Here is a 25,052-nt window from a genome sequence, read left to right as displayed (position 1 = left end):
GGGATCGCGGCATGCGCGAGCGCCGGCAGAGCCGGAACCAGCGCTTGCTCGAGCGCACAACGAGCGACTCATGCAGACGTCGAGGGCGCACCGATGATCTCATCCTCGAGCCGGCATGTCTCCCTGATGATCAGGTCGTAGAGGGCACGCAGGAGAGTGGTGGAAGCCAGCGGCAGCTCCGCAGCGAAAGCGGTCTGTCGGGCGTCTGCATTTGACATCCGCTTCTTGCATCGCGGCTGCTCCAACTACCCGCGGGAAGAAAAGCTGGCCACAAAAGCCGGGGCGATTCAGTTCGCCCTGTGCTGTTAGCCTTACATGGTCGGCAGGGCCTCTGCCACGCCAACTCCGGCCATCGTGCCCAATTTTAGAAGTGAACTCACTATGACCAGCCCGCTGTACCACGCCTCCGTTCCCGTCATGCAGCAGATGCTGCGCGCCCTGTCCGACGTGCTCAAGAAGGCCGAAGACCACGCGACGCAAAAAAATATCGATCCAAGTGCGCTGCTGCAGGCGCGGCTGTTCCCTGACATGTTTCCGCTGGTACGTCAGGTACAGATCGCCGCAGACTTCTGCAAGGGCATTGCCTCCCGCCTGGCTGGTGCCGAGGTGCCGTCCTGGCCCGACACTGAGGTCAGCTTCGCTGACCTGCAAGCGTTGATCGCCAAAGCTTTGGCCCATATCGGCTCGTTCAAGTCTGAGCAATTTGATTCAAGCGAGAGCCGCGAGATCGTATTGCGCCCCGGCACTCCCAAGGAAAAGAAGCTGACCGCCAGCGCATATCTTCTGCACTATGGATTGCCGCAGTTTTTCTTCCACGTGACCACCACCTATGCCATCTTGCGCCACAACGGTATTGAGATCGGTAAGCGCGACTACATGGGTGCCTACTAACCCAAGACAGGCAGGAGTTCAGCCACTCTGGCCACTGCCGCTCGATAGCAACCAGAGCCTCAGTCGCTGCGCGAGCGGCCATGCAGCGGGAGCGGACTGTCGTTGGCCGAAGCTAACTTCCGGGTTCGGCCAGAAGCATCGGTGATCGGGCGGGTGCCCGATCACCGATGCTCTTGATCGACTACGGTCTCAGACGCGTCCTCTTGGGTGATGCACGCAAGCTGGGAGGTCGGGCCCAGCGGGCGCGGCAGCGCGATCTCCTGTAACCCCCGATCGAGCAGCACACGAGTGCTTCGGTCGCGCCAAGGAAGATGGCTTCTGCGCATCGCACCATCTCGAAAGGCTGAAGAATTCATCCGACTGGGAGCGCAGCGCAACAGGTGGCGGCGGGGTTTGCTCGAGAAGTTGAAACTGCTCACTGAGTGCGGGGGCTGCTCGCAGTCAGATCATCTCGTGCCGGTCGCATCCAGGTGGCGTTTGGCCATCTCGATCCAGAGGGTCAAAACCGGCTCGTTGTCATCCGGGCGAACGGTCAATCCATCGTAAATTGCCATGCCTCGGAGCACGGCAAAGTTCAGCTTCAAGAACGTCGCGGTCTTCTCCAGATCTCCGTCGAGACCCGCGACCCGACGGAACGTGTCATCACGGGCGACAGTCCATGTCGCCAGCGATTCCTGCAGGCGCGTGCGCAGAGGCGCGTCGTGCCGCGCGGCCAGCATCAACTCGATCGCAGCGACGTAGTCGGGTTGGTTGAAGACCTCTCGCCATAGGTAGCGAAGCATCTCGTCGATCGAAATGGGCGCTCCCGGAATCGCGAGCATGGCCGACCTTCTCTGCTCCCAACTAGCCAGCAAGTAGTCGAAGGCGGCAGCGAGAACGTCCGCTTTCGTCGGGAAATGGTGCGTCTGCGCGCCCTTAGACACCTGCGCACGCTGGGCAATCAGCGCCGTGGTCACCCGCTCGTAACCCATCTCCGAGAGCAGTTGCAGAGCGGCCTCGCAGAGTTTCTGTCGAGTTTCCGTGCTGCGTTCGGCGTGAGAGCGGCGCAGTTTCGGTACGGGTGACAGACGCTTCGGAGCGTGGGGACGTGCGGTGATTGTCATTGGGAGGATTCTCCAGGAACTGCAGTGCCTGCCCGATCTGCGGCCGCGCGCCCTCATTTTACCTATTTACAAACCGCCTGGTCGGTTTCTATAATTCAAACCGCTGGGCTCGTTCCCAGCTCACCTTCTGGAGATACCCCGAGATGCCCAAGCTGACTCAAGCCGTATGGCGGTACCGCCGCGAAAAGATGCAGACCCTGATGGATGACTTGGGCGTGGATGCCCTGGTCTTCACTACAGCTGACTTCTTCCAGTTCGCAACGAACTTCCACACCGACGTTCAACCTTGGGAGCGCCCGATCTTTGCGGTGATTCCACGGCAAGGCGACGGTTTCCTCGTGATGAACGAGCTGTCGACGAACCACATGCGCTTCTCGGTGGAGGCGGAAAAGGTGTGGGTGACGGACGTCACCTTCTACGCCGAGCACCCGATGGTCCGAGCGCGCCTGCCGCTGATCTCCCAGTTGCCCGAGGTCCTGGCCGATCGGCTGAAACGAGCCGGACTGGCGCGTTCGAGGATCGCAGCCGACGCGGGAAGCCCGGTGCTCGCCGCCGCACAGAGGCTGCTGCCGGACCTGCAGGTACGCGTTGCGACAGCCGACTTCCGCAGCTTGCGTTGGCAGAAGCATGCCGAAGAGCTGCAGGTCATGGAAGCGATGGCCAGCCTCACCGACTGGCTGCAAGACCGCTACCGCGAGTCGATCAAACCCGGCAGGCTGGTGCAGGAGCTGGACTTCGCCATGGCGAGCCTGTTCGTGCAGGAAGCCGCCGAGCGCTTTCCAGGCGAACAGTTCGAGGTGATTCGGTGCTGGACGCTCAGCGGCCCCGCCTCGGCGTCTCCTCACGGCGATGGTGCGTCATGCGGTGCCCGCATCCGCGAAGGCGATGTCTTGGTCAACATAGTCATTCCTCGCCTGAACGGCCTCACGATCGAAAACGAGAGAACCTGGTTCTGCGGGCGCCCGGACGAGCAGAAGAAGGCTCTGTGGACCGCTGCCCGGGACGCAAGCGCGGCCGCCACTGCCGCGGCGGCGACCGGGAATCCCGTCTGCGCCATCGATGCGGCCGCACAAACCGTCATCGAGCAAGCCGGATTCGCTGACTGCATCCGGCATCGAACGGGCCACGCGATCGGGATCGTCCACCACGAGTATCCCGAGGACATGGCCTTCAGCCAGCGCCCGTTGCTGGACAACGAGGTCTATTCGGCGGAGCCAGGCTTGTACCTCTATGGCGTTGGCGGATTCCGGATCGACGACACCGTCGTCGTCGGCCAAACGCCGCGCGTCCTCACCGCCACGCCCAGAACTCTCGAATACGCCACGGTCGGCTGATGCGGCCCCTACAACCTAAACACGAAAGCCGCCCATGTTGATTCGTCGCACCCTGCTCTGCGGCTCAGTCGCCGCTGCATCGCTGCTCGCCCTGCCCTCGTTCGCACAAGGCAACTTCCCTAGCAAGCCCATCAAGATCATCGTTCCGCAGCCCTCGGGCTCCGGACCCGATGCGCTCGCCCGAACCCTCGCCGACATTCTGCAAAAGAGCCTCAATCAGATCGTTGTCGTCGAGAACAAGCCCGGCGCCAACGGCTCGCTCGCAGCAACCTACGTGCTTTCACAGCCGGCCGACTGCTACACGCTGTTCCTGGCGGGCGTTTCCAACATGTCCTGGAACCCGCTTCTCTACAAGACCTTGGCCTACAACCCGGCAAAGGATTTCTCGGGAATCGCAGTCGTCGCCAACACGCCGTTCGTCACCGCCGTGTCGCCCAGCCTCGGTGTGAAGACACTGCCCGAACTCATCAAGATGGCCAAGGCAGAACCCAACAAGCTGAGCTACGCCTCCGCCGGCATCGGGAACTCCACCCACCTCGCGACCGAATTGTTGAAGTCGCGCGCGGGCATCCAGATGCAGCATGTACCCATCAGCGGCGCAGGCGGCCCCAGTGCGGTCACCAGCGTCATGGCGGGCGACACCCCGGTGATCACCACAGTCCCCGTAGGCATCGTGCCGTTCGCGAAGTCCGGCAAACTCGTCGCGCTCGCGGTGACGGGCGACCAGCGTCTTTCGCAATTGCCCGATGTCCCGACCTTCAAGGAACTGGGAATCGACATGGAGGTACCGGGTTGGTACTCCGTCGTGACGCGTTCAGGCGCCCCTGCTGACGCCATCGATCGCCTGAACAAGGAGATCAACAAGGCGCTCGATACAGCCGAAATGAAGGAGCGCCTTGCCGGCCAGATGTTGACTGCAATCAAGTCAACGCCGGCCGATGTCCAACGCCTGACGAAGCGCGATTCCGAGGCTTGGGCGCCCGTCATCGCACGCCTCGGCATTGCGCAATGAATTGAGCCGCGATGAGGTCACCATGAGCGCGCAAGGACAAGGGAACGCTGACGATCTCCACGAGCTCGACGCCCGCCTCCGGACGAATCCGGCAAGCGCGCTTGCAGTCATCGACGACTACTTGCGAAGGTATCCGGGACACAGGCTCTTCACCGTGCTGGCGATCGACTGGACGCGACACGAAAACAGGCGCATCTATAGCAGCAATCCGGACTCGTATGCATGCGGCGGTTCAAAGCCGCTCGTGCCTGGCAGTGCCTTCCATCAGGAAGTCATCCTGGGCAACCGCGCTCGAATCTGTCCGGACCGTGCGTCGTGCATCCAGGCATTTCCCGACTTCGACCTGATTTTCTCGCTGCACTGCGAATCCGCAATCAACGTGCCAATTCGTCGGAGTGACAGGACGATCGGCTCGCTCAACTTGCTCCACAAGGCCCACTGGTATCAGCCGGCAATGACCGCCCTGCTGACCCGGGTCGCAGGCCTCGCAGCACCTTTTCTTCCTTGACTTCGATCTGGACCGCATCCATGAATCATCCGTACCGTCGCTCGTTGGTCATCTCTCTGCTGGCAGCCTGCGCATCGTTCATTGCGCCGTTGGCAAGGGCGGCAGACGCTCCCTATCCGACCAAGCCAATTACCATCGTCTACCCCTATGCCGCGGGCGGTGCTTCCGACCTCCTCGCCCGGCAGATCGGTGAGCTCATTGGCAAGTCCCTCGGCCAACCCGTCATCGTGGACGCGAAGCCCGGTGCAGGTGGCTCAACGGCTCTCGAGATGGTGACTCGCGCACCTGCCGATGGCCACACCCTTGTCTTGACGGCCAGCGGCACGATGGCTGTGAACCCGTATATCTACAACCTCCGGTACAAGCCTGCTGAGGACCTGGCCTCCATCACCATCCTGGCAGAGATTCCGTTCATCGTCGTCACGAACAACTCCTTCCCAGCCAGAAACCTGAAGGAGTTCGTTGCGTACGCCAAGGCAAATCCAGGAAAGATCAGCTTCGCCAACGCCGGCATTGGAACGCAGGCCCACCTCACGCAGGTGATGTTCCTCAAGACCGCAGCTATCACTGCGAACGTGGTGCCCTACAAGGGCGGAACACCCGCGACCACTGACCTCCTTGGCGGACACGTGGATGCCCTCTTCGACAACGCCGCCGCACAGGTCGGCAACGTCCAGGCCGGCAAAGTCCGCCCCCTCTTCGTGACGACAAAGGCTCGAAGCCCATCATTGCCCTCTGTTCCCACTGCAGAAGAAGCAGGCCTGCCCGGATTCGTGACCGCTGGCTGGTTTGGTCTCGCGGCCCCCAAGGGAACACCGCAGGCCGTCATCGACAAACTCAACGCCGTCATCGTCAAGGGCATGGCAGAGCCGGAGCTGCACAAGAAGCTGATGGAGGCCGGCTGGACTCCGATCGGAAGTTCGCCCAGCGATGCCACGGCTCGCGCCAAATCCGATCTCGCACGGTTCGGGGCCGTCGCGCAGCAACTCGGCCTCAAGAAGGAATAGGTCTCTGCCGACCGTTCAGGAAGCAAATCCATGACCATGATTTCCGCCCGCATCGAGCGGCTTCCCTTTTCCGGTTTCCATCGCAAGTTGCTGCTCGCGGGCGGCCTCGGCTACACCTTCGATGCCATGGACGCCGCGGTGCTCGCCTTCGTGCTGCCTGCGTTGCGCACGGCCTGGAGCCTGTCCGCCATGCAACTTGGCATGCTGGCCAGCGCTGGCTTCGTCGGCGCCGTGGTCGGCGCCTTGGTGGCCGGCACGCTGGGCGACCTCATTGGCCGGCGCAAGGTGATGATGTCCGCGCTGGTGCTGTATTGCGTGGCGTCGGCCGGTAGCGCGGTGATCAACGACTGGACGTCCTTCCTGAGCTGGCGCGTCGTGGCTGGCATCGGTGCCGGCGCCGAGAGCGTGATCATCGCGCCCTATCTGTCGGAGTTCGTCGCCCGCCGCTATCGCGGCATCTTCACCGGGGCGTTGGCTGGCTTCTTCTCGTTCGGCTTCGTGCTGGCGGCGGTGCTGGGCTATTTCCTCGTGCCAGCCTCGCCGGAAGGCTGGCGCCACGTCATCCTCGTCACCGCCGCGCCGGTGGTGATGCTGCTGTGGTGGCGCCGCAGCCTGCCCGAATCACCGCGCTGGCTCGAGAGCCAGGGCCGCGTCGCCGAGGCCGAGGCGACCCTCGACACGATGGAAACCGACGCCCTGCGCCGTGGCACCGTTCTGCTCACGCTGGACCCGCAAGAGGTTGCCTCGCCGCCGCCGAGCCGCGAGCGCGGCTCGGCGGCGCGCAACTACCGCACCCTTCTGTCGAGCAAGCTGCGCCGCATCACGATCATGACTTGGCTGATGTGGATGACGCAGTCCTTCAGCTACTACGCCTTCTTCACCTGGATTCCCACCCTGCTGGTGCAGAACGGCATGACGATCACCAAGAGCTTCGGCTTCTCCATCGTGCTCGCCATCGCGCAGATCCCGGGCTACTTCTCCGCTGCCTGGCTCAACGAGCGCATCGGGCGGCAGGCCGTGATCGTCTCGTACATGCTGCTGGGCGGATGTGCCGCGATCGGCATGGCCTCTGCCCACGGCGACAACCAGATCATGGTGGCGGGCGTGCTGCTCTCGTTCTTCATGAACGGCGCCTATGCGGGCCTGTATGCCTACACGCCTGAGCTGTTCCCGACCCATGTGCGCGTCACCGGCGCCGGGCTGGCCTCGACCATGAGCCGGCTGGGTGGTGTCGCGGCCCCCGTGCTGGTGGGCATGGTCTCTGCCAGCTCCGGCTTCGGAGGGGTGTTCGTCATGACAACGGCCGTGCTGGTATGCGGCGCGGCCGCCGTGCTCGTCCTCGGCGTGCCTACCAAGGGGCGTTCGCTCGAAGCCATCGCGGCCGACGAGTTGGCCCGCTAGAGACAACACCACAACACAGCAACACCACAACACCCAACGAGGCCACCATGCAAATCGTTCCTTCCTGCGAGAACCCCGCCCCCTCCGAAATCGCGAGGCGCTTGGCTGCGGTCCAGGCCGAGATGGCGCGGCAGAACCTGGACTTCTACGTCTGCCACGATCCGTCGAATGTCTTCTACCTGACGAACTTCAAGAACTTCGTCCACGAGCGGCCGTTCATCCTGCTGGTGCCGGCCAGTGGCATGCCGGTCTTTCTCATTCCAAAGCTGGAGGCGTTGCACGTGCGCTCGCGCGCCGTCGGCGAACTGCAACTGCTGGACTACTTCGAGTTCCCGGCGCCCAAGGGGCAGATGTGGTTCGACCGCCTGCACGAGGTGCTGAAGCCGGCGCATCGGGTCGGCGTCGAATCGCTGTGTCCGCTCGCGGTATTCCGCGCCGTTCCGGGCACTGCGGTGACGACCGACATCGTCGACGAGGTGCGCGAGATCAAGTCGACCTACGAGATCGACCGCCTCGCCTACGCGAGCCAGTGGCTCAGCCGGGGCCATGCGCGGCTGCTCGCCGCCGCCAGGCCGGGGGCGGCGACGATGGCGCTGAACTCGCAGATCGCCGGTGCGCTGGTCGGGGAACTGCTCGTCGCCAACCCGCATGCCAACGTGCTGGCCTGCGAGGCGATCGCGTTGGCCACGCCGCCTGCGTTCTCGCACGACCCGCACTTGGTGCCCGACCTGTCGTGCAAGCTAGCCGAAGGCGGGCCGCACGTCACGCTGGTGTGCGGAACGGCGAACGGCTACGGCGCGGAAGTGGAGCGAACCTTCTTCATCGGCCACGTGCCCGAGGCGGCGGTGCGGCCATTCCACGCGATGCTCGAGGCGCGCGCGCTCGGCTACGAGCTGGTGGTGCCAGGTGCCGACATGGCCGAGGTGGACCGCCGCGTTAACGATCTGCTGAAGGCGCGCGGCTACGGCGACCACCTGCTGCACCGCACCGGTCACAGCTTCGGCGTCACGCGGCATGAGGCGCCTTTCCTGGCCGAAGGCTATTCGCGCGAAATCAAGCCAGGCATGGTGTTCAGCATCGAGCCGGGCATCTACCTGCCCGGCGTCGGCGGCTTCCGCTTCTCCGACACGGTGCTGATCACCGAGACCGGCAACCAGAAGCTCACGCAGGCGCCCGAAACGCTGGAAGCACTGACGCTGCAGGTGTGAGCATGAAGTGGAGGTCGCTGCTCGTATTCCGCGTGCGCCCGGGCATGCGTGACGAGGCCGTGCGCGCTTTCGCTAGGGCAATCTGGCGATCTTCCATAAAGACTTCAGCCACACCATCGGTTTGGTGCGGTTGGGCCGGCTTGATTCGGGCGTGGACTCGATCAGTCGGCCCACTGCTATCCAGGTCCGGATTGAACGGCTACTGCGGCAATGATTCAAGCATTGCCCAAAGTCGGCTGCTGTCGTTCACGGCAACTTCTACGACCGACAGCATTAGTCTTAAGCGGGTATAGCCGAACGGCTGCTATTGCCGTCGTGACCGGTGACAGCGGCTCAGGTGTGAAGGCGGGCAGCGGCGCCTTCGTTCGGCCCGACTGGCGCTTTCTCATCGGGTACTGATCGGCGTGCTCGCGCAAGTCGGGGAGATCGGACCCTCAGCGCTCGCCGTGCAACTGCAACTGGATCGCGTGCGCACTTCGCGCGGGCTGCGAAGTCTTTTCGAGAAGCGGCTGATCGAGAGACGTCAAGATTCGGAAGACCGCCGCGAAGTCCATGTGCAGCTGAGAGAGACCGGTCGACAACTCTTCGACGATATGTTCCCACGCATCTGTGCCCTTAATATCGATCTTCTTGAGGGTCTCGACGCCGAAAAATGGCATCTTTCTTCAGTGCTTGCGTGAGTTGGAATTGCACAGCACCGCGTTGAATGCACGTTTCACCGTTTCGGAGAAATCCGACTGTCGCTTGGGCGGCACACGTCACCGTTGGTCAGGGCAGAGCAACTGAGTCGCCCAGACGCCATTTTTAACGACTCAAAAGTGTCTAGGGGAGCCGGGGCGATTCATGGACCACCACCTCAGCGCCGAGTGGGGACAACTCTCGTACCAAATGAAACTCAGTCGATCATTTTTAAAGCTAATCGAATGATTGCCAACGTGTTTCTTTTAGTTACACTATTGATTTGATGAGGCCTCCCCACTCTCGGGCAGTCCAACCTCCAGGGAAGACCAAAAGCTTATATGTCCTGAGCAACTGGCTCACAAAGAGGGTGGATCCAGATTCGATGGAAATCAACCCCCATTGCTCACATCCTCTTCCTGGATGAACACCAGGATTCGCCCGCTTCGCGAGCCGAAAAGCCTTTAAGGCGGATCGCGGGCTTATCAATGAATCAACGCCTCGAGGAAAGCTGGTGGCCCGTGCCGGGTTCTGCGCCTTTTCCGCGTATCGACCAAGAAGGTTCCCATGTTTGATAAAGCCGATTTTGCTGCTGCGTTGCTCGTGTTGAGCGCGGTCATGCTCCCGGGTTGCGGGGGCGGAAATTCGGGAAGTTTCCAGGCGGACGCTACGGCCCCTATTGTCGCGGGGGGCACCCCGGTGGTCCCCGCTGTCACAGGAGGCACACCGGAGGTCCCCGCTGTCGTGGGAGGCACCCCGGAGACTCCCGCCCCCCTGGAGTCTCCCCCGAAATCCCCGCCGCCCCGGGAGACAACGCCCCGGTGGCCCGCGTCATCAAGCATCCAGGCGTTGGGGTAACCCTCTCGGATCTCGCGACGCTCAAGGCCTACGTCGACCAGGGCAAGGAGCCATGGAAGTCCGGCTATGAGCAAGTGGCGGGCAGTCCCGAGTCCAGGCTCAGCTACGCAGGGCGTGGTGGCCCATTCGCGAAGGTGAGCCGCGCCCCCGACGAGAATCTCAATGCTTGGCGCTCCGATATGGTCGCGATCTCGAATCTCTCGCGGATGTGGTACTTCACCCGTGACGAGCGATACGCGGAGAATGCGCGCAAGTTGCTGCTTGGGTGGGCCACCACCCAGACCGAGTTTTCGGGTCGCGAATCGATGCTCGATCTGGGCGACTACGCGCTCCAGTTCGTGGGCGGCGCGGAAATCCTGCGCGCCACATGGCCGGGCTGGAAGGAGGCCGACACGGCGACGGTGAAGAAGTACTTCAAGGACGTGCTGATGCCGGCGGCGAACCCCTATGGCGAAAGCCAGTTCGGGGCCGCCAACAAGGGCGCACTGGCCCTCGCCGCGCTGGGGCTGATGGCGATCTACAACGACGACATCGAGACACTGGACAGGGTCGTCTATCAGGCCCGCACGCTCGCCCACATCGGGCTGCGAAATTCCAACGACATCGGCATGCTCGGCGACTACCTGCGCGACCAGGGGCACGCCTATGGGCAGCTCAAGTCATTGACCGTGCTCGCCGAGGCGCTCTGGAGCCAAGGCATCGACATCTATTCCGATTTCGACAACCGTCTGCTGGCCGCGGGTGAGTATTTCGCGAGGGTGAACGAACTCGTCCCAACAACAGCCCTTCCTTTCGGCACCACCGATCGCTACTACCTCACCGACGTCACCAATCGCGGCTGGGACGGCGCCAATGGCGGAAGCGTCGCACTGACCCAGCTCTATGGCGCCTACGTCCTGCGCAAGGGTCTGCAGGCACCCTTCATCGCGCAGAGGCGCCTCCGGCTGCCGGTGGACGGCACCAGCTTCATGTTCCTCAAGGAGTCCGACACCTCGAAGGCGACGCCGCCGCCGGCGCTGCCCATTCCTTCGACCGCCTCGATCACTTCGGGATTCAGCAATGCCGACATCGGGGGCGCCACCCCAGCCAGCATGGCCACATACGCCAATGGCAAATGGATGGTTCAGGGAGCAGGTAACGACATCTTCTGGGGCGCACAGGACGCCTGTCACTTCACCTACAAGGCCCTCACCGGCAACAGCGCCATCATCGCGAAAGTCGAGTCCGTCCAGAACACCAACCCAGCCGCAAAGGCGGGCGTGATGATGCGAACAAGCCTGGAAACAGGCGCTCCCCGCGCCTGGATGGCCATCTCCAGCAAAGGCAATGCCGAACAGAGCATGCCGAAGCTCGCGGTGTATGGCGGTACGAACTATGGGACCAAAGCCATGGCCATCGCCAGCTCCACGGGCTCGTACTGGGTGAAGCTCGAGCGCATCGGGAACATCATCACCGGCTACGTTTCGCCCGACGGCACCAATTGGGCTGCCACCGATGTCGGCCGCATCAACGCCCCTGTTCCCGACACGATCTATGTCGGTCTGGTGGTCGCATCGGCCGCCTGGGGCACCATGAACAGTTCCACCTTCAGCAACGTGCAGATCACCGGCGGCGACGGTGGGGCGCCGCGCGTCATCCCGGCGGCACCCGCCATGCTGCTGGCCTCGCCGGGCGATGGCGCCGTGCCGCTGCGCTGGCAGGCGTCCTTCGGGGCCACCGGCTACACGGTCGGCCGCTCCGAGTTCAGCGGCGAGCCCTACGAGGCCATCGCGTCGGGCGTCACGGGCAGCAGCTACACGGACACCGCCGTGGTCAATGGCACCACCTACTACTACACCGTCACGGCGAGCAACGCCGCCGGCACCAGCGGCCGTTCTCCTGAGGACAGCGCCGCACCGGCTCGTCCGATGGTCAACGCTGCCACAGGCGGCACTGCCACCGAAAGCGCGAGCAACTCCGGCAACGTTGAAAGCGCCTTCGACCAGAACTCGGCGACGCAATAGTTCAAGAACGATCTCACAGCCGCCAAGCGGACGTTGGGAATGCGCACTGAGTTCTGACGCTGCTGTTCGAGATGATCAAGGAAGCCGAGCAGGAACTTCGCGCTCAGATCGGTCAGCTGGAAGTCGGTCGGCGCCTTCACGGCGCTTGCATGACCTTACCGTCGGCCCGCAGCGCTTCTATGCGGTTTGGGCCGCGGCCGCCTTCAAAAGCATCTAGATCATTGTCCGTTTCCTCCCCGGCCTTGCAGCGACGATACAAAATCTCCAACCCGCACACTCGCGCTTTCGCCTATTTCGCTCGGGTGGTGCACGGCGCCGCAGCTGCCGCGCGATTGGCTCCCCCCTGACATCTGCGCCATCTACCAACTCTGCGGACCATTTTTCTCGGTTGGTATTCAGCCGCTGTTTCGGGTGACGCGCGAGCGCTCGGCTTTCAGGCCACCACCGACGGGACAAATTGGTTGCGCAGGTGACGCGCCATGAAATCGCGTGCCTCGTCGGCAGGCATGGGCCTGCACAGCCAGTAGCCCTGAGCTTCGTCGCATCCGCGGCTGTGCAAGTAGTTGAACTGGACTTCGGTTTCGACACCTTCGGCCACCACCTTCATCCGCAGCCCGTGGGCTAGCGTAATGATTCCGTCAATGAGCGCGCGCGCGTCGGCGTCCTGCGAAAGGTCGTTGATGAAGGAGCGGTCGATCTTGACCGTCGACAGCGGGAAGTGCTTCAGGTAGGACAGCGAGGAATACCCTGTCCCGAAGTCGTCCATGGCCAGCCCCACGCCCATGTCCCGGATCGTCTGCAACAACGTCACCGCGTTTTGGGGATCAGCCATCATCGCGCTCTCGGTGAGCTCCAGCTCCAACAGCGACGGATCCAGACCCGAGGCGTCCAGCACGGCCTCTATGTCGGTGATGAGCGTGCGGCTTTCGAACTGGCGTGGCGACAGATTGACGCTCATCAACATCTCCGGCAAGCCGTGCTTCTGCCATGCGAGCGCATCGGCGCAAGCCTTCCCCAGCGCCCACTTGCCCATCGACACGATCAGGCCGAGTTCCTCGGCGATCGGAATGAACTGCACGGGCGGAATCAAGCCCAGCACCGGATGGTGCCAGCGCATCAGCGCCTCGACGCCGACGATGCTTTGGGTCCGCAGATTCATCTTCGGCTGGTAGTGCATTTCCAGTTCGCCGCGATCCAGGGCGTGGCGCAGCGCGCTCTCCAGCATCAGCTGCTCGGTGCTCTGCGCATTCATCTTCGCCGCGTAGAAGCGGTAGGTGTTGCGGCCCTTTTCCTTGGCGCGATACATGGCGGTGTCGGCGTTCTTCAGGAGCATTTCTGCATCACCGCCATTTTCCGGGTAGATGCTCACACCGACGCTGGCGCTGACGTGCAGCTCGCGCCCCCCGATGACAAAGGGCTCGGCGCAACGCTGGAGGACCCTTTCGGCGACCACTGCGGCATCGTTCGCGCTGTCAAGGTTCTCCATCAGCAGCACGAACTCGTCGCCGCCGAAGCGCGCCACGACATCGGCATCGCGCAGCAACGCCGTGAGGCGCTCGCCGCAGATCTTGATCATCTCGTCGCCCACGCCGTGGCCCAGCGTGTCGTTGATCTGCTTGAAGCGATCCAGGTCGACGAACATCACCGCGAACTGCTTCTGTTGACGGTTGCTGCGCCTGATGGCCCGGGCAAGCTCGAGCTGCAGCGACGCCCGGTTGAGCAGGCCCGTCAGTTCGTCATGGCTGGCCATGAAGCGAAGGCTGCGCTCGGCCAGCTTGCGCTGCCTGTACTGAGCGATCTGCAAGACGATCACGCGCAGCGACTCCAGCGTCTCGACCTCGACAATGGAGGGCTTAGCGCTGAAAAGCTCCAGTGCCGTGGTCGCTTCGGGGGCAACGATCGGCACGACGAGGCCAGTGGTCAGCCCCGCCTCACGGGCCATCGCATCGCGAGCGAAATGGGCCGGCGACGCCTGCGTGTCGATGCGCACCACGCCGCCGATACCGAACGCGCGGCCCAGCGAGCCCTCGTCGGGCCGATGTTCGCGCGACCGGCTGTCGCAGGCGAATTGCGTCACCGCAGGCCCCTTCTCTTCAGCATGCCAGACGGCATCGCAACGGGCCAGACCGTCCTCGCCGACGCTCCACAGCGCACCGCAGTCCCAGCACAGGTCGGTACATATCGCCTCGAGCGCCAACGCGATCACCGTCTCGGCCCTGCCATCGCCGGCAAGCAGCCGAGCAATCTTGTATTCGAGCTTCTGTCGCAGCGCATCCTTACGCGGCCGCGTGGCATCGCGCACCGTGCCACGCACCAGCTTCTTGCCCGCCTCTTCGCCCGACTGCGCGATGACATGGAGCCAGCGTTCGGTGCCATCGGCCAGGCACAGACGGTGCTCGAACTCGCTTCGCTCGGTGGATCGGGAGGCCAATGTGATTTGCTGGTGGACTGCGGCGCGCTCTAAAGCCGGCACACGCGAGAGCAGCGCGTGCAGGTCCGGCGGCGAGGGATCGTCCCCGAAACCAAAGATGCGCAGCGCTTCCTCGGAGCATTGCAGGGCGCCGGTCTCGGGATCGAGGGTCCAGCCACCCAGGCTGGCCAGCTGCTGGGCGTCCTTCCACTGCCGGTCGCTGACGCGCAGATGGCTGGTCATCTCGGTAGCAAGGACATGAGCCCGGCTGCGCGAGGTGATCAGCGAAAAGACAATGCCCGCGAGCAGCGTGCTGGTGGCAAGGCCGCCGAGAACGATGAACCACGGAATGGCCTTGTCCAGAGGACCGAGGATTTGGCTTTCGTTCTGCCTCACCTCCACCAGCCAGGAGTGGCCGCCAAGCTCGAAGCCGAGCATGCGCTGCAGACTATTCGCCGGTCCGGGAACCGGCTTAGTCAGCGTTGAACTGTCGAACAGAAGCTCGCGCTCGCCGAGTTCGACCGGCGCCACGAAGCGAGTTTCGATGCGCGTCCCGATCGGTCCCCTGCCTGGCCCGGCGTCGGCCAGGCGCAGCCGCAGCGTCTTCGCTGCCTCGGTGCCGACGATGTCTCGCAGCATTCCGGAGATGCTAAGGCCCGTGCCCACCGAGCCCATGTAGGCGTGGCGCCGCTGCTCGAGCGTATCGAGCGGCATTTGCGGGCGATAGACCGGCAGCCGCATCGCCAATCCGATGTCAGCCTCGCGACCCGGGATGCGGACCTTGCGACCGGAGGTGACGAGCCCGCCGGTGTCGCGCCCCTGTTCGAGCGCATTCCCCCGGTCGGGCATCGCGCCCAAGTCGTTGCCGAGCAGCATCTCGTTGCCGGCTTGGGGTTCGATGTAGAGCAGAGGATAGTAGAAGTCCCGCTCGCCGGGCGGCTTGATGGCGAAGCCGAAGGCAACGCCAACGCCAAGGTTCGCCTCGCGGCGGACCTGCTCCTCGAAGGCGCTCTTCTCGTCGAAGGCAACGAAGGGTGCGTAGGTGGCGGCCTGAAACCCAGGGTACGCACTCGCCAGATTGAGCCCCGCGACGTAGTTCCTGAAATCGCTTCGCGTCACCGCCTCGGGGGTATTGAACCGCGCCCGCAATCCTGTCAGGACGGCGACATAGTCGTCGAATCGGTCTTCGACCTTTCGCGCCAGGTCGAAGGCGGTTGCGTCGAAGCGCGTCTGCGCGCTGCGCTCGATCTCCTGGTGGACAGAGACGCCGAGGGCAATCGAAAGCGCGGCACCGATTACAAGAATCGCCAACGGGAGGCGAACCTTGACCCAAATGATTGACATTGGACTTGCCCTCGTCGCTGGCTCAGACCATTACATCGTTGCCGCAATATATAGATGCAGCGCAGAACCGTCACGCGATTCATTACGAGGATGCAAGGTCTGAATTCGGACGATCCGTCCAAATCTCAATCTAAGTATTGGTCGAAACGGGTGACGCTTGAGTCCAAAGGGGGGGAATAGCAAGCGGTTCCACTTGGAAAGAACCCTCGACGACTCTGCTCGGTTCGTACGAAGGCGTTCCAACTCGCACGTCGTTCAAGAAGTTGGTGGACGTGCCGCAGCACAGATGCGATCACGACCTTCGATTTTGGATTGGTAGAGGACCCTGTCGGTCGCTCCGATAAGTTCCTTTGATGGCACATGCGGGGATTCGCGCCCGGACGACAAAGCCAGCCACGGAGTTGGCGAAATCGGAGAAACGCCCGCGGGTCCTTCGCATCATTCGAAGCCGCGCATCGAAATTGAGGACGGTCACTGGTGTCCCGCTCACATTCGAATTCCGCATTCTCAACTCCCGATTGAAGACCGATTGCAAAATTTCTTCTACCGTTGGAATGCCTGCCCTGTCGGATTCCGCAGCGCGCATTCGCGCTCTCTTGATGAACGGCTGCGTTGTCTCCAAGGAGGTGCTCATGCGAAAGCATCCGCAGTTGAATGCCCCGGATGCCCCTGTCTTCAAGCTCAGGCGCGCATGGGCCGCGCCTGCACGAATCGTCAATAACGCATAAGCGATCGTCACTCCTTCTTACGCGTCAATGTCGATGCCCTGGGGCCGGCGGCATTTCACGAAGAGCACAAACGGGATGACTCCAAGATTCAGGATCAACAGCAGCCGGAAGTCGAACTGATACGCGAGGAATGCTGTGCCGTGATTCGCGAGGTTGACAAACTGCGCATCCGGTCGCGAACCTCCATGAAGCCGAAGGTCTGCATACGGTGCCGATGTCGCCTAATTTCTTAAAAAAAGTTTAAAAGCAAATCCGCCAGCAGGATCAGAGCAGCGAGCTTTTGGCGGCGCCTACAGACACAGCAGGAAGATGTGGCTATAAGCGGTCAAGAACCTCGAGGGACGAAATTTCTTTCATGAGAATTTCCGCATCGACTGCTGAATCCGAAAGGCGTCGTGAGTCCGAGCGCCTGTTCGCCCTGCGTTCCACACATATGCTGGATACGGCACCGACAGAGAACTTCGATCGGATCATGCGCTTGGCCGCCGAGCTTTTCGATGTTCCCATTGCGCTGATATCCCTCCTCGACGAGGATCGCCAGTGGTTCAAGGCCCGCGTGGGCCTGGACCTTCCCGAAACGCCTCGGGAATACGCCTTTTGCGACTACACCATCCGCCAAACCGATGTGATGGTGGTCGAGGACGCATTGCAGGACGACAGGTTTGCGAACAATCCATTGGTCGCGGGCGACCCGGGCATCCGCTTCTACGCCGGTGCACCGCTCATCCTGCATTCGGGTCACGCAATAGGAAGCCTGTGTCTTGTCGACCGCCGCCCTCGCCTGTTTTCTGCGAAGCAGCGCAAACAACTCAAGGATCTTTCCGCCCTCGTGCTGTCACAGATCGATCTCTATCGCACGGCGGGGAGAGTCGACGAGGTCACTCAACTACCCAATCAAGCGCAGATGTCCGAGGATCTTCATGACCTCGCCCTGCGCTTTCCCGAAGGAAGGTACACCCTTGCGCTCGTGGATATCTTGGATCGCAACGCGCTGCGAGACGCCGTTCTGGCAGTCGGGATCCGGCCGCTGGAAATCTTTCAGCGAGATCTGTCGATTCAGCTTCAGTCGCTCTTGAGTGCCGGCTCAGGGCTCTATTGCGTTGATGACGGACGATTTGCCTTCCTTATAAAGCGTGAGGGGGAGGCGAGCGACCGTTTCATCGATCGGCTCGTCATGGTCTTGAAACAACCAGTCGCAAGCGGCAGTCTACTGATCGAACTCGACGCGCGCGTGGGCGTCGTGCAGATCAACCTGGAAGCGAGCGAAGAAATCGACGATGCACTGCGCAAAGCCATGACGGCTGTTCACCAGGCAAGGACCTTGGGTCTTTCTCGAGTCCTCTATGTGTCGGAATTCGATATCCGTCATCAGCGTGCGTATGCCATCCTGCGTGATATCCCTCGGGCCATCGCCCATGACGAGTTCCATCTTGTGTTTCAACCAAAGCTGCGCGTGAGCTCGGGCGCGTTCGAGGGTGTCGAAGCTCTGATCAGGTGGCAGCATCCGATATTCGGCAACATTGCGCCCGCCGAGTTCATACCGTTGGCAGAAGGCACGACGCTCATCCATGAGCTTACGAGTTGGGTCATCGCAGCCGCGCTGAAGGAACTGGCAGAGCTTCATCACGAAGGATTCCGGATCGCGATCGCCGTGAACGTGTCCGCGCGTAGCCTGGAGCGCCCGCAGTTTGCGAATGACCTGAAGACCATCTGCGCGAGATACGCGGTGTCCCACGACATGCTTCACATCGAATGCACCGAATACAGTGGCTTGACGGCTCCAGCGACCCTGGAATCTCTGAGGCAGATCAGAGCCTTGGGAATGCAGCTCTCTCTGGACGACTTCGGCGCGGGCTACTCCAACTTGACATGTTTGGAGAACCTTCCCTTTCAGATGCTGAAGGTCGACCGAGGGCTCGTGGCGCATGTGGTGGCAAATCCCCGGGCACACCAGTTGCTCCAAGGCATCGTCAGCCTTGGCCATGCCATGGGTTTTCGGATGCTCGCCGAAGGGGTCGAAACGAGGGATGTGTTCGAGTGCATCGTGTCGATGGGCTTCGACCACGTGCAGGGCTACTACCTCTGCAGACCACTCTCGGCTTCCGCGCTCAGGAAGTTCCTGCGTCTTCCCCCTCGGTTCTAGAAAAACGAACGAATCATCGCTCGGCCATACTCTTCATGCGAACCCAACCTGCCTCCACCAAAAGCTCGCCCCTCCTCACGGAAACAGCGCCGATCGTCGAGCAGATGCCCGTCGGCATTTTTCGCAAGGACGCCGACGGGCGCTTCGTCTTCGTCAACCCTCGGTTCTGTCAACTCAAGGACACGCCTGCAGACCAGGTTCTGGGCCGCACGGCAACCGAGATCGCCTCCAGTGCGGCACTGGAAATGAACTCGATGTGGCGGTCTGATCTCGCCGCGCAGGAAAGCCTTCATCACACGCTGATCATGCAGACCGGGTAGCAGGTCGAGCGGGAGGAGGCTCTTTCTGGCGCGGGCGGCCACCCGCTGTTCTTGCAGGTTGTCGAGTCCGCAGTGATGGGGCCTGGCGAGACGGTCGTCGGCAGCCAGGGGGTCCTTTTCGACATCACCCAGCGGATGCAGGCGGACGAGGACCTGGTCAACGAGCGCGAACTGCTTCGGGCGCTGCTGGACAACTCTCCGGACCACATCTATTTCAAGGACACGCAGTCTCGTTTCATCAAGTCCAGTACTGCCCAGGCTCTCGAGTTCGGAATGGCCACGCCCGACGGGCTGGTGGGGAAGTCGGATTTCGACGTCTTTTCCGACGAGCACGCCCGTCCGGCGTTCGAGGACGAACAGGAAATCATCCGCACGGGCTTGCCCATGATCGGCAAGGTGGAAAGGGAAACCTGGATAGATGGGCGGCCGGACTCTTGGGCCTTGACCACGAAGATGCCTCTGCGCAACCGTGCAGGCCAGATCATCGGAACCTTCGGCATCACCAAGAACATCTCCGACCTGAAGGAAGCCGAACGCCAGGTCGCCGAGGTGAACAAGCAGTTGATCGAAGCCTCGCACCTGGCTGGCATGGCCAGGATCGCGATCAATGTGCTGCACAACGTCGGCAATGTGCTCAACAGCGTGAACGTGTCCACGGCGATGATTCTTTCGGGCCTTCGCGCCTCGAAGATCCACGGGCTCACGCGGGCGGTCCAACTGATGGAAGAGCACGCGGATGACTTGGGGGCATTCCTGGCGTCGGACGCCAGAGGCAAGGTGCTTCCCACCTACCTGTGCCAACTGGCCCCGGTACTGGTGGCCGAGCAGCACGACGCCATCAAGGAGCTGACGGCTCTGAGCAAGAACGTGGAATATATCAAGGAGGTCATCGCTGCGCAGCAGGCCCATGCCGGAGCGTCCAGACTGCAGGAGACGGTGCGGATCCACGAACTGGTGGAAGACGCATTGCGCATCAACGCGCAGCCGTTGGCGCGACGCCATATGGTGGTGGACAAGGAGATCGCGGCGGTTCCCGAATTGCTGCTGGACAAAGGCCGGGTATTGCAGATTCTGGTGAATCTGATCGCCAATGCCGAGCAGGCCATGGAGGGTGTGGCAGATCGAGAGCCGAGGCTCGCACTGCGGGTGGAACTGGCGCAAGGCCGGCGGTTGCGCATCCGGGTCGCGGACAACGGGGTGGGCATCGCGGCGCAGACCTTGCCCCAGTTGTTCGCGCACGGGTTCACCACGAAAAAGACCGGGCACGGATTCGGGTTGCACAGCGCAGTGATCGCCGCCCATGAAATGGGCGGAACGCTCACGGCCCACAGCGACGGGCCGAACACCGGAGCAACATTCACGCTCGAACTTCCGATCGATAAGTGCGGGGAGACCCATGAGAAAGCAACGCAATCGGCGCATTCTTCTGGCGGACGACATGCCGGCCATCCATGAGGACTTCAAGAAAATCCTCCTCCCGGCAGGAGCCTCGGCGAATCTGGACGACCTGGAATCTGCGTTGTTCGGCACCACAGCCAAGGCATCCGCCGAGGAGTTCGTGCTGCACAGCGCCTACCAGGGGCAGGAAGCGCACGCGATGGTTCGCAAGGCATTGGAGACCGATGAGCCTTATGCCATGGCGTTCATCGACATGCGCATGCCTCCGGGGTGGGACGGCGTCGAGACCATCGAGCAGTTGTGGCTGGCAGACCCGCGCCTGCAGATCGTGATCTGCACGGCCTATGCAGACCAGTCATGGGTCGAGGTCTTCGATCGCCTGGACGCACGCGACCGCCTGCTCGTTCTCAAGAAGCCCTTCGATCCGATCGAAGTGCGCCAGTTGGCAAGCGCGCTCACCATGAAGTGGCAAATGACGGAAGATGCCGCCTTCAAGATGAACCTGCTCGAGCAGGCTGTCGAAGAGCGCACGCGGGAGCTGTCCGATGCCAACATCATCGTCCAGAACAGTCCGACCATCCTCTACCGCTTGCGCGGCGAGCCCGCGTTCCCGCTGATCTACATCTCGCACAACATCACCAAGTTCGGCCACGAACCGGCGGCCCTGTTGGCCAACCCGGATTGGGCGGATGTGCTGATCGACCCCGCCGACCAGCCCGAGGTCGCTGCAGCGATGGCGCGCGTGCTGGAAAAGGATGCCGAAGGCGCTTCGATCGAATACCGCCTGTGCACCGGGGACGGCGCACGTCGCTGGGTCGAGAACCTCTACGTTCCGGTTCGCGACAAGGAGGGCCGGCTCATCGAGGTCGAGGGCATCGTCATCGACGTCACCGAGCGCAAGGCGGCGGAGGAACAGCTGGCAAAACTTGCGCGCACCGATGGGCTCACGGGCCTGGCCAACCGCGCCACGCTCACGGAACGCCTTCACCAAGCCCATGGCGCAGCGCAACGGGGCTCCTTGCCGTTCGCGATCCACTGCCTGGATCTGGACCATTTCAAGCCGGTCAACGACACATTCGGCCATCCGGGCGGCGACCTGCTGCTGCGCGAGGTGGCGCAGCGATTGAAGAATTGCACGCGGGAAACCGATCTGGTGGCGCGCCTGGGCGGCGACGAATTTGCCGTGCTCCAGAGCGAGATGGCCGAGCCCGCCGCCGCCGGCGCATTGGCTACGAAGATCCAGCAAGAGCTGGCCCGCCCGTACATGATCGATGGCAACGAGGTGCATGCCTCGGCCAGCATAGGCATCTGCCCCTACATTCCAGGCAGCGAGAGCCCGGAGGAAATGATGGCGCAGGCCGACCTGGCGCTCTACCGCTCGAAGGAACAGGGGCGCAACCAATACCACTTCCACTCGGAAGAGCTCGACCGGGAAGTCCGCGACCGGGTTGCACTGGGCGAAGACCTGAAGAAGGCCATCGAACGCGAGGAGCTGGAGCTGTACTACCAGCCTCAGGTCGAGCTGTCCTCCGGCAGGATCGTGGGTGTGGAAGCACTGCTGCGCTGGAACCATCCGGGGCGGGGCTTGCTCGACGCGAATGTGTTCGTGCCGATTGCGGAGCGCACCGGCGGCATCGTCATGCTGGGCCGCTGGGTGCTGAACCAGGCGTGCAGGCAGATGAGCCTGTGGCGCGAACAGGGAATGGCGCCCCCTGTCGTCGCGATCAATCTGTCACTCGGCCAGCTCAGGAACGGCAGCGAGCTGATCCGCGATGTGGTCGACTGCCTCGCGAAATGGCAGCTCAAGGCTTCCGACCTGGAGTTCGACGTGACCGAGTCGACCTTGGCACAGATGACATGGGCTCACAACGACGTGCTGCCGCAGTTGCGGGCGCTCGGCGTCCGCATTGCGATCGATGACTTCGGCACCGAATATTCGTCGTTCGAATACCTGCGGACCTATCGCGTCAATCATCTGAAGATCGCGCAGTCGATGCTCAAGAGAGCCGTCGACGACCCCGACAGCGCAGCCACCGTCCGCGCCATCATGAACCTGGCGCGGGAGGCCCGCATCGGCATCATTGTCGAGGGGCTGGAAACTGAAGCGCAACGCGCCTTCCTCCACTCGACGGGCTCCACGACCCTTGCACAGGGCTACTATTTCAGCGAGGCCGTGGTCGCCAACGAGGCAGGCGACCTTCTGCGCTCCGGCACCATGGAACAGAGCGAGCGCAGCAAGGGCGAGAGCCGGGGCGCTGCTTGAAGGTCGATCGGGAACGAAGACATCGCCCTGCCGGATTTTGCTCAAAGAAAAGACTCGAATGATCCGCCTGACCCGCGCTGCGCTGAGTGTTGCCGTCTCCCTGCTGGCGTTGCAGCATGTGTTTGCAGAACCCTCAGCAGCTGTCCAGACGCGCTGCTTTCGGTTCTCTGACCAACCCGGCAAGCTTGTGCAGTTGCGGCTAATCGGCACACAGGACGACAACAAGGCGGGCTTCGTGCTCTACGCAGGTTCCAAGGCCTGGATCCCCCTTGTGCTGTCGCGCAGCCAGGTCATTCCCATGGCCGATAGCGGCCGCAACCAAGTCGACGAGGAGTGGGTAGAGATCGTCCACGACCAAGTCACCGGTCGCTACCTGCTCAGCATGTTCGGCAACGAGGTGAACTCGTTCGAGTACGTCAACCGCAAGAATGGCGCGAAGACCGAGTTCACACTCGCTCCAAGGCTGCACGACATCAATCCTTGTAAAGCGAGATGACAATAAACACATAATTGCTTCGATGCACAAAGCCATTTCCACCGCCGAAGACACCGATGCCGAACAGATTTCTGCACTTGTCAACAATGCCTATCGCCCCAGCGCGGCGGAGGCCGGATGGACCCATGAGTCCGCGCTCGTTTCGGGCGAAAGAACCTCAGCAGTTCAAGTGCGAAGGCTCTTCAAGAAAGACTCAACGGTCCTCGTCATGAAACATGACGAGTCCATCGTCGCGTGTGTCCATGTAGAGCGGGTCAATGATGTCTGCTGGATAGGCATGCTGGCCACCAAGCCCGACCTGCAGGCTGGAGGCCTTGGCAAAGAGATGCTCGCGGCAGCGGAAGCATTGGCAGCAAACGAACACGCACCGCAAGCGCTAAAGATGGCTGTGCTTTCATCGCGTCCCGAACTTCTCAGCTTCTATCAGCGCAGAGGCTTCGTGCTGAACGGCAACATCGGGGCCTATCCCGCGGACGCCGGCGTCGGCACGCCTCGACAAGACGGTTTGCAAGTGTTCGAACTAGAAAAAAAGATCGGTTGACCTCTCAGCCTTGAGTCATGTCGGCCCGGTCGAAATACGGTGCGCCTCCGCCGTGTAGAGCACGGTGCGCCTGTCCGCCTAGGGGCCTGCGCGGCAGAGTTTTTGAGTTGCTCTACACGCGCCGTTGCAGCGTTCGCGTTGCCGCAGAGCGTCGGCGCATCGCCTTGGCTGTGGTGCCCTCGGCTCGCGTGATGGCACACATCGAGTCGATTCGTCAGCGCCTGCCGCGCGACACCATCAGCATCGAATTCCGGCACCATTCATGGTGGGATGGCAGCCGGCGCAGGGTCGAAACCCTGCAGTGGCTTCGCGCGATGCACGCCGTGCACACCGTCGTCGACGGACCGCAGGGCGCGGAGAACTCCGTGCCGGCGGTCTGGGAGGTCACGAACAACAACTACGCCTTGGTCCGGCTTCACGGACGGAACGCCGAGACCTACAACGCGGCGGCCACGCCGGCGGATCGGTTCTCCTACGAGTACAGCGACGACGAACTGCGCGGGTTGGTCGGCGAGGTCGTGCGCCTGTCCTACAAGGTCAGGCACGCCCACATGATCTTCAACAACTGCGACGAGGACCGCGGCATCCGCAACGGCATGACCGCCATGAAGATGCTCGTACAGCAGGGCGACGGCCAGCGGCCCGACCTCTCCAAGCCATTTCATCCCAACGGAGTCCTAGGCAGCCTTTCCGCGGACGATCTCGCCCGCGCCGCGCGGCAGCTTCCCGAACCCACCGCCAGTCAGCCGCCGATGCGCGAGGTTGAAATCGAAGTGACGCACCTCGGCCGGGGGCGTGTGACGTTTCAATTACGCGAGGCCCGCCACGGTGCCAGAAGCAGTCACCTCTACAGGTCGGGGTCTTTCGCTCAAATGATCTGAACGTGAGGCCGGGACGGACCGCATCCACACCCAACAGATCAGTGCGGCTCCAATCACCGCATGGCCAGGTCCAGACCCATCCTATTGCAAAATTCAAAGGTGAGGAACAGCACGAGGAACGCAGAAGCGATGAACGCTGCGCCCACCTTGATAGATGTCAGTACCACTGCAGCTGTCTTTTGATTCTTGTCCTTCTGTCCCCGATCGTAATGCCACTTGACGGCCAAATACATGCCCACGCTAAGCACGAGAATCTTGAAAATAACAAAAGAGATAGGGATTGAATTCATGATTTAAAAGATATTAATGACGGCGAAGTGCCCGAGTGCGGCGAGTAGCTCAATAGACCGATGAAGAAACGGAAAAACAATCTAACGAAACGGTTGCGGTGAGCTGAATGGGCATCCGCAAGTCACATCGAAAGGCACGCAAGACATGGGTCGAAAGCCGGAGCAGTCCGCCGGCACCACAGAAGCACTCTCATCGTGCTATCGAGTGTTCATCTTCCAGGCTGATACGTACAGA

At 62.1% G+C, this 25,052-nt stretch carries 19 protein-coding genes; 16 read left to right on the top strand and 3 right to left on the bottom strand.

Going from position 1 to position 25,052, the window contains the following annotated elements:
- Positions 1 to 381 precede the first annotated feature (381 nt).
- Complete coding sequence (locus ACEOAB_RS12385; RefSeq protein WP_413750643.1) at positions 382 to 891, top strand: DUF1993 domain-containing protein; 510 nt, start codon at positions 382 to 384, stop codon at positions 889 to 891.
- Positions 892 to 1,337: 446 nt separating this feature from the next.
- Here ACEOAB_RS12385 and ACEOAB_RS12380 read toward each other — a convergent pair whose 3' ends face one another.
- Entirely contained in the window at positions 1,338 to 1,994 is a 657-nt protein-coding gene (locus tag ACEOAB_RS12380) for a TetR/AcrR family transcriptional regulator (RefSeq protein WP_413750644.1), read from the bottom strand.
- A 143-nt stretch (positions 1,995 to 2,137) separates the two neighbouring features.
- On the opposite strand from ACEOAB_RS12380, the gene ACEOAB_RS12375 reads away from it, so the two are divergent.
- The 8 genes from ACEOAB_RS12375 (at position 2,138) to ACEOAB_RS12340 (ending at position 12,003) form a co-directional block, all read left to right on the top strand.
- Positions 2,138 to 3,328: a M24 family metallopeptidase gene (locus ACEOAB_RS12375; RefSeq protein ID WP_413750645.1), complete on the top strand. Its 1,191-nt coding sequence runs from the start codon at positions 2,138 to 2,140 to the stop codon at positions 3,326 to 3,328.
- A gap of 34 nt (positions 3,329 to 3,362) precedes the next feature.
- The gene (locus ACEOAB_RS12370) at positions 3,363 to 4,340 is read left to right on the top strand and encodes a Bug family tripartite tricarboxylate transporter substrate binding protein (protein ID WP_413750646.1); all 978 of its coding nucleotides are present in this window, start codon (positions 3,363 to 3,365) and stop codon (positions 4,338 to 4,340) included.
- Between the two features lie 22 nt (positions 4,341 to 4,362).
- On the top strand, positions 4,363 to 4,848 hold the full coding sequence (locus ACEOAB_RS12365; RefSeq protein WP_413750647.1) for a GAF domain-containing protein: 486 nt from the start codon (positions 4,363 to 4,365) through the stop codon (positions 4,846 to 4,848).
- A 20-nt stretch (positions 4,849 to 4,868) separates the two neighbouring features.
- On the top strand, positions 4,869 to 5,855 hold the full coding sequence (locus ACEOAB_RS12360; protein ID WP_413750648.1) for a Bug family tripartite tricarboxylate transporter substrate binding protein: 987 nt from the start codon (positions 4,869 to 4,871) through the stop codon (positions 5,853 to 5,855).
- Between the two features lie 30 nt (positions 5,856 to 5,885).
- Positions 5,886 to 7,256, top strand: a complete 1,371-nt coding sequence (locus ACEOAB_RS12355) for an MFS transporter (protein WP_495653758.1) — start codon at positions 5,886 to 5,888, stop codon at positions 7,254 to 7,256.
- Positions 7,257 to 7,303: 47 nt separating this feature from the next.
- Positions 7,304 to 8,464, top strand: coding sequence for a M24 family metallopeptidase (locus tag ACEOAB_RS12350; RefSeq protein WP_413751186.1), 1,161 nt, complete (start codon positions 7,304 to 7,306; stop codon positions 8,462 to 8,464).
- A gap of 404 nt (positions 8,465 to 8,868) precedes the next feature.
- On the top strand, positions 8,869 to 9,144 hold the full coding sequence (locus ACEOAB_RS12345) for a MarR family winged helix-turn-helix transcriptional regulator (protein WP_495653757.1): 276 nt from the start codon (positions 8,869 to 8,871) through the stop codon (positions 9,142 to 9,144).
- A gap of 819 nt (positions 9,145 to 9,963) precedes the next feature.
- The gene (locus ACEOAB_RS12340; protein ID WP_495653756.1) at positions 9,964 to 12,003 is read left to right on the top strand and encodes an alginate lyase family protein; all 2,040 of its coding nucleotides are present in this window, start codon (positions 9,964 to 9,966) and stop codon (positions 12,001 to 12,003) included.
- Positions 12,004 to 12,436: 433 nt separating this feature from the next.
- Here ACEOAB_RS12340 and ACEOAB_RS12335 read toward each other — a convergent pair whose 3' ends face one another.
- On the bottom strand, positions 12,437 to 15,757 hold the full coding sequence (locus ACEOAB_RS12335; protein ID WP_413748712.1) for a bifunctional diguanylate cyclase/phosphodiesterase: 3,321 nt from the start codon (positions 15,755 to 15,757) through the stop codon (positions 12,437 to 12,439).
- 1,083 nt (positions 15,758 to 16,840) lie between these two features.
- On the opposite strand from ACEOAB_RS12335, the gene ACEOAB_RS12330 reads away from it, so the two are divergent.
- From ACEOAB_RS12330 to ACEOAB_RS12300, 7 genes are all read left to right on the top strand, one after another.
- Entirely contained in the window at positions 16,841 to 18,628 is a 1,788-nt protein-coding gene (locus ACEOAB_RS12330) for a bifunctional diguanylate cyclase/phosphodiesterase (RefSeq protein WP_056591461.1), read from the top strand.
- 35 nt (positions 18,629 to 18,663) lie between these two features.
- A complete protein-coding gene (locus ACEOAB_RS12325; protein WP_413748713.1) occupies positions 18,664 to 18,948 on the top strand; it encodes a PAS domain-containing protein in 285 nt (94 codons plus the stop codon).
- Positions 18,949 to 18,999: 51 nt separating this feature from the next.
- A complete protein-coding gene (locus ACEOAB_RS12320; protein ID WP_413748714.1) occupies positions 19,000 to 20,403 on the top strand; it encodes a sensor histidine kinase in 1,404 nt (467 codons plus the stop codon).
- Positions 20,345 to 22,609, top strand: a complete 2,265-nt coding sequence (locus tag ACEOAB_RS12315; protein WP_413748715.1) for a two-component system response regulator — start codon at positions 20,345 to 20,347, stop codon at positions 22,607 to 22,609. The genes ACEOAB_RS12320 and ACEOAB_RS12315 overlap by 59 nt, the downstream gene beginning before the upstream one ends.
- Positions 22,610 to 22,667: 58 nt before the next feature.
- Positions 22,668 to 23,105 carry a hypothetical protein gene (locus ACEOAB_RS12310; RefSeq protein WP_413748716.1) on the top strand — a complete coding sequence of 146 codons (438 nt, stop codon included), beginning with the start codon at positions 22,668 to 22,670 and terminating at the stop codon, positions 23,103 to 23,105.
- A gap of 22 nt (positions 23,106 to 23,127) precedes the next feature.
- Complete coding sequence (locus tag ACEOAB_RS12305; protein ID WP_413748717.1) at positions 23,128 to 23,646, top strand: GNAT family N-acetyltransferase; 519 nt, start codon at positions 23,128 to 23,130, stop codon at positions 23,644 to 23,646.
- A gap of 107 nt (positions 23,647 to 23,753) precedes the next feature.
- Entirely contained in the window at positions 23,754 to 24,527 is a 774-nt protein-coding gene (locus ACEOAB_RS12300; protein WP_413748718.1) for a DUF72 domain-containing protein, read from the top strand.
- 53 nt (positions 24,528 to 24,580) lie between these two features.
- Here the strand turns inward: ACEOAB_RS12300 and ACEOAB_RS12295 are convergent, their stop codons facing one another.
- On the bottom strand, positions 24,581 to 24,817 hold the full coding sequence (locus ACEOAB_RS12295; RefSeq protein WP_413748719.1) for a hypothetical protein: 237 nt from the start codon (positions 24,815 to 24,817) through the stop codon (positions 24,581 to 24,583).
- Between the last annotated feature and the right edge of the window lie 235 nt (positions 24,818 to 25,052).

Source organism: Variovorax sp. Varisp53, assembly GCF_059491555.1.
This window is presented reverse-complemented; position numbering and strand designations above follow the sequence as displayed.